Origin of the sequence: Stenotrophomonas sp. ZAC14D2_NAIMI4_6, assembly GCF_003086875.1 — a bacterium.
Classification (GTDB): Bacteria; Pseudomonadota; Gammaproteobacteria; order Xanthomonadales; family Xanthomonadaceae; genus Stenotrophomonas.
Map to the genome: position 1 here is coordinate 1,461,552 of NZ_CP025996.1, position 12,321 is coordinate 1,473,872.

12 protein-coding genes and 1 pseudogene are annotated in these 12,321 nt (G+C 67.5%); 2 read left to right on the forward strand and 11 right to left on the reverse strand.

Translation table 11 applies throughout. From position 1 onward, the window contains the following. Window positions 1-94: 94 nt before the first annotated feature. Together C1933_RS06655 and C1933_RS06660 are read left to right on the forward strand one after the other, a co-directional pair. On the forward strand, window positions 95-3,121 hold the full coding sequence (locus tag C1933_RS06655) for a ligand-binding sensor domain-containing diguanylate cyclase (protein ID WP_108752626.1): 3,027 nt from the start codon (window positions 95-97) through the stop codon (window positions 3,119-3,121). A gap of 179 nt (window positions 3,122-3,300) precedes the next feature. Next, window positions 3,301-3,420, forward strand: a pseudogene (locus C1933_RS06660) (IS110 family transposase); the annotation flags it as partial. A 101-nt stretch (window positions 3,421-3,521) separates the two neighbouring features. On the opposite strand, the gene rnt reads toward C1933_RS06660, so the two are convergent. The 11 genes from rnt to pstS form a co-directional block, all read right to left on the reverse strand. Further along, the gene (gene rnt, locus C1933_RS06665) at window positions 3,522-4,106 is read right to left on the reverse strand and encodes a ribonuclease T (RefSeq protein ID WP_012510544.1); all 585 of its coding nucleotides are present in this window, start codon (window positions 4,104-4,106) and stop codon (window positions 3,522-3,524) included. 135 nt (window positions 4,107-4,241) lie between these two features. Next, entirely contained in the window at window positions 4,242-4,559 is a 318-nt protein-coding gene (locus C1933_RS06670) for an RcnB family protein (protein ID WP_108752627.1), read from the reverse strand. 196 nt (window positions 4,560-4,755) lie between these two features. Further along, complete coding sequence (locus C1933_RS06675) at window positions 4,756-5,256, reverse strand: DoxX family protein (protein ID WP_108752628.1); 501 nt, start codon at window positions 5,254-5,256, stop codon at window positions 4,756-4,758. A gap of 21 nt (window positions 5,257-5,277) precedes the next feature. Beyond that, entirely contained in the window at window positions 5,278-6,033 is a 756-nt protein-coding gene (locus C1933_RS06680) for a putative DNA-binding domain-containing protein (protein WP_108754761.1), read from the reverse strand. Further along, window positions 6,026-6,901 carry a DUF692 domain-containing protein gene (locus C1933_RS06685; RefSeq protein WP_108752629.1) on the reverse strand — a complete coding sequence of 292 codons (876 nt, stop codon included), beginning with the start codon at window positions 6,899-6,901 and terminating at the stop codon, window positions 6,026-6,028. The genes C1933_RS06680 and C1933_RS06685 overlap by 8 nt, the downstream gene beginning before the upstream one ends. Then, on the reverse strand, window positions 6,888-7,244 hold the full coding sequence (locus tag C1933_RS06690; protein WP_108752630.1) for a hypothetical protein: 357 nt from the start codon (window positions 7,242-7,244) through the stop codon (window positions 6,888-6,890). The genes C1933_RS06685 and C1933_RS06690 overlap by 14 nt, the downstream gene beginning before the upstream one ends. Window positions 7,245-7,588: 344 nt before the next feature. Continuing rightward, the gene (gene phoU, locus C1933_RS06695; protein WP_108752631.1) at window positions 7,589-8,296 is read right to left on the reverse strand and encodes a phosphate signaling complex protein PhoU; all 708 of its coding nucleotides are present in this window, start codon (window positions 8,294-8,296) and stop codon (window positions 7,589-7,591) included. 64 nt (window positions 8,297-8,360) lie between these two features. Then, on the reverse strand, window positions 8,361-9,191 hold the full coding sequence (gene pstB, locus C1933_RS06700) for a phosphate ABC transporter ATP-binding protein PstB (RefSeq protein ID WP_108752632.1): 831 nt from the start codon (window positions 9,189-9,191) through the stop codon (window positions 8,361-8,363). A 19-nt stretch (window positions 9,192-9,210) separates the two neighbouring features. Beyond that, complete coding sequence (pstA, locus tag C1933_RS06705) at window positions 9,211-10,074, reverse strand: phosphate ABC transporter permease PstA (protein ID WP_108752633.1); 864 nt, start codon at window positions 10,072-10,074, stop codon at window positions 9,211-9,213. Continuing rightward, on the reverse strand, window positions 10,074-11,042 hold the full coding sequence (gene pstC, locus C1933_RS06710; RefSeq protein ID WP_079221293.1) for a phosphate ABC transporter permease subunit PstC: 969 nt from the start codon (window positions 11,040-11,042) through the stop codon (window positions 10,074-10,076). The genes pstA and pstC overlap by 1 nt, the downstream gene beginning before the upstream one ends. Before the next feature lie 79 nt (window positions 11,043-11,121). After that, a complete protein-coding gene (gene pstS, locus C1933_RS06715) occupies window positions 11,122-12,210 on the reverse strand; it encodes a phosphate ABC transporter substrate-binding protein PstS (RefSeq protein WP_108752634.1) in 1,089 nt (362 codons plus the stop codon). Between the last annotated feature and the right edge of the window lie 111 nt (window positions 12,211-12,321).

Here is a 12,321-nt window from a genome sequence, read left to right on the forward strand (position 1 = left end):
TTCGTGCCGGCGTGCGGCCCCGTGCCGCCCAGCTGACCCCGTTGCTGCCTGTTGCCTGCCCGGGCAACCGCACCTGGCCGTTGCCCCTGCGGTAATGGGCGGAAAGGGGGCTGGCAGGCGCCTGGCGGGGCGCCACCCGGGAACCTGGATCGCACCGCTGCTGCGGTGGGCCTTGCTGTGCCTGCTGCTGGCTCTGGCGCCGCCACTGGCCGCGGCCCAGGACGGCGCGCCGCCGCTGCGCGATTACGCCATTGATGTGTGGACCTCGCGCAACGGGCTTCCGCACAACTCGCTGCGCGACATCGCGCAGACCCCGGAAGGGCACCTGTGGTTCGCCACCTGGGAAGGGCTGGTGCGCTACAACGGGCTGGATTTCACCGTCTTCGACCGCAGCACCCGACCGGGGCTGCCGGACAATGGCATCGGCGCGCTCTACGTCGATCGGCAGGGCGGCCTGTGGATCAGCGATTCGCGCGGCAACGTCAGCTACCGCTCTGGCGATGGCCGCTGGCGGGTCTGGGAGCACGGGCCGAACAGCCCGCAGGTGCTGATCCAGGCCATGCAGATGGACAGCCAGGGCCGCCTGTGGCTGCTGTACGAAGGCAAGGGCCTGGGCTACCTGACCCCCGACGGCGGCATGGTGTTCGAGACCCCGCCGCCGGGCCTGCCGGTGGCGATGAGCTTCACCAAGCTGGTGGTGGACGCCCAGGACCGGGTGTGGATCGGCACGCTGGACGGCCTGCTGCTGCGCGACACAGACGGCGACATGAAGCGCGCGCCGCCGGGCTGGGGCGTGGGCAGTGGCCTGTCCTGGCCGTACCGGGCGCCCGATGGTGCGCTGTGGATCGTGGCCGGTGAGCGCCTGTACCGGGTGGAAGATGACCGCCTGGTGCTGGTACACCGCCTGCCCGGCCAGCTGCACATGACGGCCATGCTGCAGGACCGCCATGGCGATATCTGGCTGGGCACCGAGAACCAGGGCCTGCTGCGCATTTCCGCGCACGGCATGGAGCGCCTGCCGGCCGGCCTGAACCTGCCGGGCGGGCGCGTGGTCAGCCTGCGCGAGGATGCCGAAGGCAGCATCTGGGTGGGCGCCAATGGCGGCCTGTACCGGCTGCGCGAAACCTTGTTCAGCAGTTACACCGAACGCGACGGCCTGAGCGGCGATTACGTGCGCACGGTGTTCGAGGACCGCGACCGCCGCCTGTGGGTGGGCAGTGCCAGTGGCCTGGACGTGCAGACCGATGATGGGCACTTCCGTGCCATGCCGCTGCACAACCGCGGCGGCAAGGCGCCGTCGGTGCTGAGTCTGGCGCAGGGGCCCGACGGCGACCTGTGGGTGGGGACCTTCGGCGACGGCGTGTACCGGCTGGATGCGCAGGGCCAGCTGCGGCACAACTACGATGCGGCCGATGGCATGCCCGGCGGCAACATCCGCGCGATCAGCGTAGGCGCCGACGGCGTGGTGTGGGCCGGCACGCAGAAGGGCGTGGTCTCCATCGAGGGCAGCCGTGTGCAGGTGTCACGCGTGCCGGGCATGCCCAGCGGCCTGATCACGGCGCTGGAGCACGACCACCAGGGCAATCTGTGGATCGGCACGATCGACGGCATCCATGTACTGCGCGGCGGCAAGGTGCAGCGCATCGACCTGACCGCGCTGGGCGGCGGCCGCAGTGTGTTCGGCTTCCGCCAGATCGGCGAAGCCATGTGGATCAGCAGCGACCGCGGCCTGTACCGCTGGCAGGGCGGGCGCCTGTCGCGCGTGGGGCTGGAACAGGGCATGCCGGTGGATACGGTGTTCCAGCTGGTGCCCGACCGCCTGGGCAATGTCTGGGTAAGCAGCAACCGCGGCGTGCTGCGGACCGACATGGCCACGCTCAACGCGGTGGCCGATGGTCGCGCGCCGCGGGTGTCGGTGGAGCGCTACAACGAGATCGATGGCATGGCCAACGCGCAGGCCAACGGCAGTTCCGGTCCGTCGGCGATCCTGCGCCAGGACGGCACCTTCTGGGTGGTGACTGCCGGCGGCCTGAGCACGGTCGACCCGCAGCGCCTGCAGCGCTTCCGCGAGCGCCCGGCGCCGCCTGCCGCCATCGAGAGCGTGCAGGTGGATGGCGTGCCGGTGCACTGGGAAGGCACCGACCACAATTCCATTCCGGGCGGGCGCCGGCTGGCGGTCAGCTTCGTTGGCCTGAGTTACCTGATGTCCGACCGCATCCGCTACCGCACGCGGCTGGAAGGGCTGGACCATGGCTGGGTGGAACGCGGCGCCCAGCGCAGCGTCGAATTCATCGGCCTGCCGCCGGGGGATTACACCCTGCATGTGTCGGCCGCGCATCCCGGCGGCGCCTGGGGCCAGCAGGAAGCGGTCTGGAGTTTCAGCGTGCAGCCGTTCTGGTGGCAGCGGCACAGCGTGCAGGCATTGATCGCGCTGCTGTTGATTGCCGGGCTGGTGGCCCTGTACCGGTTCCTGCTGCAGCGCTACCGCTCCAGCAACCTGCGCCTGGCCCAGCGCGTGGATGAGGCCACCTTCGACCTGCAGGCGCAGACCGTGCACCTGCAGGCGCTGAACCAGGAAAAGACCGAGCTGGCCGAGCGCCTGGCGCGGCAGGCCGAAGCATTCGAACGGCAGGCGCGCGAGGATGCGCTGACCGGCCTGGCCAACCGCCGTGGTTTCGATGAAACGCTCGCGCGTGACTTCGCCCGTGCGCAGCGCAGCGGCCACCCGATGTGCCTGGTGGTGCTGGACATCGACCACTTCAAGGACGTGAATGACACCTACAGCCACAGCATCGGCGATGCCGTGCTGGTGGAAGTGGCGCAGTTGATTGCCGCCGCCAGCCGCGATTCCGACCTGCCGGCGCGTACCGGTGGTGAAGAGTTTGCGCTGCTGCTCAACGACACCCGCCTGGAAGAAGCCGCGCAGCTGTGCGCGCGCCTGCGCGGCCTGTTCCACGACCATGCCGACTGGGCAGGCGTGCCCGCGCTGCGGGTGACCTTCAGTGCCGGCCTGGTGGAACTGGCGGCGGACGACCGCACGCCGGCACTGCTGTACCAGCGCGCCGACCGCGCGCTCTACCGCGCCAAGAGCGACGGCCGCGACCGCACCAGCATCGGTTGATGCCCATCCACAGCCCGGTGGGCGATGGGTGCGGACCGTTGGTCCGCACGACCGATGCATTCATCCACGCATGGCGTGGATCTTATCTCTTGCCGATCTGGCACCTTGGGTGCCGAGAGCCCGGCGTGGGCGACCGTGTGGATCCAGGTCTTGCGACCGTGAAGTAGCTTGGGTCCCCACGCCGGATTCAAGCCAAGGGTAAGGCGAGCAAGGTGGCCCTCGTTGCGGTCATGCGCAAAATGCTGGTGATCCTCAATGCCCGCAAGCGGGACGCCGAGGTGGCCCTCGGCAGCCCCTGACAAGACAGTTGCTACTGCACTTCGTTTTTCTGATGTTTCCGTGGCGGGACAGGAAACTGTCCGTGGCCGGGCGCGCCGCGAGGGGCGCCGCCGTTGGCTGTTTATCGCGGCCAGGCGTTGGCGATGGTGCAGAACAGCCGGGCGGTCTGTTCGGTGTCATACACCGCGCTGTGCGCTTCGTTGGCATCCCAGCCCAGCCCGGCGGCATTGGCCGCGCGTGCCAGCACGGTCTGCCCGTAGGCGATGCCGGCCAGGGTGACGGTGTCGAACACGCTGAAGGGATGGAACGGATTGCGCTTGTGGCCGGTGCGGGCCACCGCGGCGTTGACGAAGCCGAGGTCGAAATGCGCGTTGTGGCCCACCAGGATCGCGCGCTGGCAGCCGTACTTCTTCATGGCTGCGCGCACCGGGGTGAAGATGTGGTCCAGCGCGGCCTTTTCTTCCTTGGCCAGGCGGAAAGGGTGGTCCAGGATGATGCCGGTCACTTCCAGCGACTTCGGATCGATCTCCAGGCCTTCGGCCGGAACCACGTGCGCGCTGGCGGTCTGGCCGGGGTAGAGCAGGCCGTTCTCGTCCATCTCGATCGGCACGGCGGCGATTTCCAGCAGCGCATTGCGCTGGCTGTCGAAGCCGCCGGTTTCCACGTCCACCACCACCGGCAGGAAGCCGCGGAAGCGTTGCGACATCGCGCGCTGCGCCGGCGGTGCTACGGAAACAGGGGCGGCGTCAGGTGCGGGGGTGGGGTCATTCATGCGCGGATTCTAGCAGAGCGACCCTGAGCGCCCGGCCACGCAGTGCGTGACCGGGACGCTGCGGACAGGTCAGCGACGTGCCAGCACCACGTCGGCGATGACGCCGGTGGCCACGGCAATCAGCACGTAGCGGCCGTCCACCTTGCGCCATTCCTGGCCGCGGGCCGGGGCATGCAGGCCATGGTGGCGGTAATCGCGCACGTACTCGCCGCGATGGTCGTGGGCGAGCTTGTGGCCGCGACGCGGCGGATCGCGACGGTCGTCGTGGTGATCCTTGTGGCCATGGTGGTCGTCGCGGCCACCGGCGCCGTAGGGTGCGGCCATGGCGGGCGAGATGGCGGTGGCCAGCAGGGTCAGCGAAAGGGTGGCGGCAATCAGGCGCTTCATGGGGCAACTCCGGGGGAAGGACGTGGTCGTCGAGGCCACGGATCCAGCATCGGATTTTTTTCATGAATAGGCGATTAAATCCGCCGTTTCTGCGGTTTCGGTGCGTATCGGCGTGTAACGTGTGCGACCTGGCCGACCCGGATTCCGGTAGGTGCCAACCAAGGTTGGCACACCGCGTGCCAACCTTGGTTGGCACCTACCGATCCGTGGCGCCCCAGCGTGCCATCCACGCATCCAGGCTCAACCGTCCCGCACCGCTGAACAGCAGCGGCAGCAGCATGGCCATGAACAGCACCGGCAGTTTGAAGTTGCCAAAGCCCTGGTCGCTGATCGCATAGCCCATGGCCAGGTCTGCCAGGGAATTCCAGTGCATTGGCCAGTGCACGGCGTAGGTGGCAACCGCGGTCAGCACCAGCAGGCTGGCCGCGGCGAAGCGGGTGCCAAGGCCGAACAGCAGGCAGGCCGCGCCGACCAGTTCAAACCAGGTCGCCAGCTGCCAGTTCACGCTGGCCGGCAGCTGGTCGAACGGAAACGGGAAGGCCTGCTGCAGCTCGGCGAACCAGTTCTGGCCCTGCAGCTTCTCGCGGCCGGATTCGAAATACTCCCAGGCCAGCAGCAGGCGCAGGCCCAGCGGGGCCAACCACGGGCCGCAGCGGTCCAGCTGGCCGCGCAGGGCAGCCAGGGGCGAGGTTTTCATCGGGGAATCTCCTTGGGTGGATCAGGCCACGGTGGGCAGGGGGCCGATCACCCCGGCCTGCAGGAACTGCTGCAGCAGATGTGTGCCAGGTTCGATCAATGCACCGGCGTCGAGCTGGTGCAGGCGGGCCAGTTGCTGCAGGTGCTGCTGGCCGGTAGCGCCTGGCGCCTCGGCGATCAGCATCAGCAGATGTGCGGCCAACGGGCTGAGCTGGGCGAAGCGCACCGCACCGTCGGCATCGCGGCGGACCAGCAGCCCGGTGGGTTCGGCGGGCACTTCGGCAGGGGCATCATCGCTACCCAGCCGGTGTACCGGCCAGGCGTACAGCAGCGGCCAGGCCAGTGCGGAGCAGCGCAGCGGCACCTGCATCGGGTCAATGCCGCTGGCCGGTGGCAGCGGCTCGGCCGTGCGCTGGTAAAGCTCGGTTTCCACCCATTCGTAGTGCGCCAGCTCGGCCAGCGCGGGGTGGGGCAGCTGCGGCTGCGCCTGCAGCCATTGCACGAACTCGGCCGCCACCGCGGTGAACAGCGGTGTGCGCGCGTGATGGTGGGCGAAGTAGTGCCGCACCAGATCGGCCCAGGCCGGTTCGCCGAGCAGGCGCACGCAGACCGGGAAGCCATTGCCGAGCAGGCCCAGCAGGTTGTTGAACAGCAACCGCTGGTATACCGCTACCCGTCGTGGATCCAGATCGGTGGGCGCGGGCACGTGCTGCGGGTCGCGCAGGTGCGCGGTGAGCGCGTGCTGCTGCGCGCGCAGGGTGGTTGGAGCGTCAGCCATGTGCAGCTCCCGCATGGCGGGCCTGCAGGCGGCGGATGGTGTGCAGTTCGCCCAGCAGTTCGGCATAGGGCGGGAAGTTGAAGTCGCGCTCCAGCAGGGTGGGGCGCGGGCCGAAGCGGGCGTAGCTGCGTTCCAGCAGCGCCCACACCGGGTCGATCACCGCGCTGCCGTGGGTATCGATCTTCAGGTCCGGAGCCTCGTCCAGATGACCGGCCACGTGCAGGCAGACGATGCGCTGCGCCGGCAGGCCTGCAATGAACGCGTCGGCATCGTAGCCATGGTTGCACGCATTGACGTACACGTTGTTGACGTCCAGCAGCAGGTCGCAGTCGGCCTCGGCCAGCACGGCGTTGGTGAAGGCCAGCTCATCCATCGCCGGCTGCGGAGCCAGGTAATAGGACACGTTTTCCACCGCGATGCGGCGGCCCAGGATGTCCTGCACGTGGGCAATGCGGGCGGCGGTATGGCGTACCGCTTCATCGGTGAAGGGGATCGGCAGCAGGTCGTACAACTGGCCCTCGTCGCTGCAGTAGCTCAAGTGCTCGCTGTACAGCGGCACGCGGTGGCGCTCGAGGAAACGGCCGACCTGCTGCAGCAGCTGGGTGTCCAGCGCAGCACTGCCACCCAGCGACAAGGACAGGCCGTGGCAGCTCAGTGGATGGCGCCGGGCCAGTTCATCCAACGCCTCGCCGGCAGGGCCGCCCACGTTGATCCAGTTTTCCGGCGCGCACTCCAGGAAATCGAAATCGCCGGCCGGGGCATCGCGCAGGTCCTGCAGCAGCGCCCGCCGCAGGCCCAACCCGACGGCTGCCGCGGGCAGCGGCAACCGTGGGTGGACGACGCTGGCCGCAGCGTCAGTGCTTGCCACCGCACTTGCCTTCGCCGCACTTGCCTTCGGCCGCCTTCTTGCCGGCCTCGGTCTTGGCCTTGCTGTCGGCAGCGCTACCGGCAGCGGCCTTGCCCTTGTCACCGCCGCACTTGCCTTCGGCGCTCTTGCCGTCCGCGCCGCACTTGCCCTCGGCGTGCTTGGCGGCATCGGCCGCCTTGGCGTCGGTGGCCTTGGCATCGCCGGATTTGGCAGCCTGGCCGGCCACCAGATAGCCCTGGGCAAGGTCGGTCATGCTCAGGGCCGAAGCACTGGCAGTCACGCCCAGGCCTGCGGCCAGGGCAGTGGCGGTCAGCAGGGACAGGGTCTTGTTGGAACTGCTCATCGGTCGTACTCCTTGGGTGGTGGGCGGCTGCCCGGGGTGAAACGATGGTGCAGCGATCCTACTCAAGGAATCTTCGCCGAAAGCTAAAATTTTCGTGAGGAGTGGCGTCGGTCCACCCGTGCGGGAGGCCGGGGTCGGATCCCTTTCCGCAGGAAAGGGCGCTGCCCCCCATCCACGCATGGCGTGGATCTACCGGGCGGTGGGGCACGGGGCATCCACGCATGGCGTGGGCGGCGGTAGATCCACGCCATGCGTGGATGGGCCGCCGGGAAACCCGCCAAAAAAAAGCCGCTGTCACATGGACAGCGGCCCCTTGGACCCCACTTCAGTGTTGCAGTGCGGGATCAGATTGCGTCGGTGCTGGAGGTCTCGTCGCGCTTTTCACGCGGCGGCAGCGGCTGTTCGCCATGCACCAGGAACCACACGTTCTCGGCGATGTTGGTGGCGTGGTCGCCTACGCGTTCCAGGTTCTTGGCCATGAACAGCAGGTGCGTGCACGGGGTGATGTTGCGCGGGTCTTCCATCATGTAGGTCAGCAGCTCGCGGAACAGCGCGGTGTATTGCGCGTCCAGGCGGGCGTCGTCCTGGCGCAGTTCCAGCGCGGCGTCGGCATCGTTGTCGCGGTAGGCGGCGATGGCGCGGCGCACCTGCTGCGCGGCCAAGCGACCGAGGGCACGCAGGCCCTGGATCTGCGGCAGCGGCGGCACCTTGCCCAGCGCGATGGAACGCTTGGCCACGTTGGCGGCGTAGTCGCCAATGCGCTCGATGTCGGCCGGAATGCGCAGGCCGGCCAGGATCTCGCGCAGGTCGCGGGCCATCGGGCCACGCAGGGCCAGGCGCATCACGTCGTGGCTGATCTGCTGTTCCAGTGCATCGATGGCTTCATCGTTGGCGATGATGCGATGGGCGGCGTTCTCATCGCGCTTCTCGATCACGTCCATCGACGCTTCGAGCTGGGCGACGGCCATCTCGCCCATGCGCACGATTTCGGCCACCAGGCGCTGCTGCTCTTCGTCGTAGCTCTTGACGATATGGTCGTTGGGAAGATTCATGGTTGTTCCGCTCGGTAGAGTCGAGCCATGCTCGACTGACGTTGTCTGTGATTCGATCGACGATTCAGCCAAAACGACCGGTGATGTAGTCCTCGGTCTGCCGTTGCGACGGCTGCGAGAAGATCACTTCGGTGCGGTCGTGTTCGATCAGGTCGCCCAGGTACATGAAGGCGGTGTAGTCAGACACGCGCGCGGCCTGCTGCATGTTGTGGGTGACGATGACGATGGTGTACTCGTGCTTGAGTTCTTCCACCAGCTGTTCGATGCGGCTGGTGGAAATCGGGTCCAGCGCCGAGGTCGGCTCGTCCAGCAGCAGCACCGACGGGCGCAGGGCCACGGCACGGGCGATGCACAGACGCTGCTGCTGGCCGCCGGACAGGCCCAGCGCGCTCTGGTTGAGCTTGTCTTTCACTTCGTCCCACAGCGCGCCCTGGCGCAGGGCCTGTTCCACGCGGTCGGCCATGTCGGCCTTGCTCAGCTTCTCGTGGTGGCGGATGCCGTAGGCCACGTTCTCGAAGATGGTCATCGGGAACGGCACCGGCTTCTGGAACACCATGCCGACCTTGCTGCGCAGGCGGTTCATCGGGTACTTCGGCGAGAGGATGTTCTCGCCGTCCAGCAGCACCTCGCCACGCGCTTCCAGCTTCGGGTACAGCGCGTAGATGCGGTTGAAGATGCGCAGCAGGGTCGACTTGCCGCAACCGGAGGGGCCGATCAGCGCGGTCACGCGCTTTTCCGGAATCTCCAGGTTGATGCCCTTCAGGGCGTGGAACTTGTCGTAATAGAAGTCCAGACCACGCGCGGCCAGCTTGACCGGCGACGGCGTGTGCAGGTTCTCGTGCGAGGCCGGCACCGCGATGCGCTGCATGGGCACGGCGTTGGAGAGGTCGTTCATGGCGTTATCCACGGAAAGGTCAGTCATGGGAGATACGGTTGCGCAGCAGGATGCCGCGGGCGGCAAGGCTGACCAGCAACACGAAGACAGTCAGCACCAGGGCACCGGCCCAGGCCAGCACCTGCCAGGATTCATACGGGCTGCCGGCGAACTGGTTCATCACCACCGGCACCGAAGCCATCGGCTGGAAGATGTTGTTGTTCCAGTACTGGTTGCCGAAGGCGGTGAACAGCAGCGGTGCGGTTTCGCCGGAAATGCGGGCCAGCGCCAGCAGGATGCCGGTGATGATGCCGGCCGACGCACTGCGGTACAGCACCTGCACGATCACCTTCCACTGCGGGATGCCCAGCGACAGGGCCGCTTCGCGCATCTGCGAAGGCACCAGGCGCAGCATCTCGTCGGTGGTGCGCACCACCACCGGCAGCACGATGAAGGCCAGCGACAGGGCACCTGCGAAGGCAGAGAAGTTGCCGCCGGTCTGCATCACGTACAGGGTGTAGACGAACAGGCCCAGCACGATGGACGGTGCCGACAACAGGATGTCGTTGACGAAGCGGACCACGGTGCCGGCCTTGCGGGCGTTGCCGTACTCGGCCAGCCAGGTGCCGGCCAGCACGCCCAGCGGGGTGCCGATGCCGATCGCCAGCGCACACATCACCGCGCTGCCGAAGAAGGCATTGGCCAGGCCGCCTTCCTGCATCGGCGGCGGCGTCATCTTGGTGAACAGATCAAGATTGATGCCGGCCAGGCCCTTGGAGGCCAGGGTGAACAGGATCCAGCCCAGGAAGAACAGGCCGAACAGGGCGGTGGCGCAGGACAGCGTGATGGCGATGACGTTGCCGATGCGGCGGCGCAGGTACAGGGAGTCAGCGGTGGTGGACATCAGTTGCCCTCCTTGCGGGACAGGCGCATCAGCATCAGGCGGGCGATGGCCAGCACGACGAAGGTGACGATGAACAGGACGAAGCCGAGCAGCAGCAGCGCCGAGCGGTAGGTTTCAGTGGCTTCGCCGAAATCGTTGGCGATCAGCGCGGCGATGGTGGTGCCCGGTTCCAGCAGCGACGGCGACAGGCGCACGCTGTTGCCGATCACGAAGGCCACGGCCATCGTCTCGCCCAGGGCACGGCCGAGGCCGAGGAAGACGCCGCCGATGACGGCCGAGCGGGTGTAGGGCAGGACGATGTCCCAGCTCACTTCCCACTTGGTGGACCCCAGCGCGTAGGCCGATTCCTTCAGGCGGGTCGGCACGGTCAGGAACACCTCGCGCATCACCGAGGAAATGAACGGGATGACCATGATGGCCAGCACGAAGCCGGCGGTGAGCATGCCGATGCCCAGCGGCGGGCCCTGGAACATCGGCCCGATGATCGGCCATTCGCCCAGGGTTTCGTTGAGGAACGGGGTGACGTACTCGGTCATCACCGGTACCAGCACGAACAGGCCCCACATGCCGTAGATGATCGAGGGAATGCCCGCCAGCAGTTCGATGGCGGTGCCGACCGGACCACGCAGCCAGCGCGGCGCGACTTCGGTGAGGAAGAAGGCGATGCCGAAGCTGACCGGCACGGCGATGACCATCGCGATGAACGCGGTGACCAGGGTGCCGTAGATCGGGGCGAGGGCGCCGAACTTGTTTTCGACCGGATTCCAGTCGGAGGAGAAGAAGAAGCTCAGGCCCTGCATCTGCAGGGCATGGCGGCCGCCCCACAGCATGGACAGCGCGGCGCAGGCCAGGGCGATCAGGACGAAGATGACGGTGCCGACCAGCACCCATCGGAACAGTTTGTCGTTGCGGGCATCACGCGCATCGCGCGTGGACGGGGCTGCTACAGGCTGGGCGATGGCATTCATGGGGACGGCAGGGCCAGGAAAGGGGGCGGCACGACGTGGAAGTGACGGTGCCCGCGCGGGGCGGGCACCGTCGGGTCCATCACTTCAGCTCGGTGCCCCAGTAGGCCTCGATCTGCTTGGTCAGTTCGGCCGGCAGCGGCACGTAATGCAGCTCGTTGGCCTGGGTCTGGCCGTTCTCGAAGGCCCACTTGAAGAAGGCCAGGGTGTCCTGGTTGCGCTTGGCGTCCTTCGGTTTCTTCTGCATCAGCATGAAGTTGGTGGCGGTGATCGGCCACGCCTGCTCGCCCGGGGCGTTGGTGATGACCAGGTTGAAGTCCTTGGCGCTGGCCCAGTCGGCGCTGGCAGCAGCGGCGGCGAAGGTTTCAGCGTTCGGCTGCACCCAGGTGCCGGCGGCGTTCTGCAGGGCGGTGTAGGGCATGGCGTTCTGCAGGGCGTAGGCCAGCTCGACGTAGCCGATGGAGCCCTTGATCTGCTTCACGTAGGAGGCAACGCCTTCGTTGCCCTTGCCACCGACGCCGTCCGGCCACTGCACCGAGGTGCCTTCGCCGACCTTGGTCTTCCACTCCGGGCTGACCTTGGACAGGTAGTTGGAGAAGTTGAAGGTGGTGCCCGAACCGTCCGAACGGTGGACGATGGTGATCTTGCCGTCCGGCAGGGTCACGCCCGGGTTGGCGGCGGCGATGGCCGGGTCGTTCCAGGTCTTGACCTTGCCCAGGAAGATGTCGGCCAGCAGGGCGCCGGTCAGGCGCAGCTTGCCGGCTTCCAGGCCTTCGATGTTGACGACCGGCACCACGCCGCCGATGGCCGACGGGAACTGCGCCAGGCCAGCCTGGGCCAGCTCGTCGCTGCTCAGCGGCTTGTCGGAGGAACCGAAATCGACGGTGCCGGCCTTGATCTGGGCGATGCCGCCACCCGAACCGATGGACTGGTAGTTGATCTTGGCGCCGGTGGCGGTGTTGTAGTCAGCCGACCACTTGGACACCAGCGGGAAGATGAACGAGGCGCCGGCGCCGGACACTTCAGCGGTCACCTTGTCGCCGGCAGCGGCCGGGGCGGCGGCGCTGTCGGCGGCCGGCTGCTGCGCGGCCTGCTTGTCGCCACCGCAGGCCGACAGGCCCAGGGCGATGGCCAGGGAAAGGGCGGCGAGGCCGGCCGAGTGCAGTTTCATGGTCACTCCATAGCGGGGTAGAGCCGACACCGTCGGCGGATGCGGCTATGAAATGATGTTTTTGTTACAACCGTATGACGTCCATGACAGAGGTGTCGGACATCACGTTCT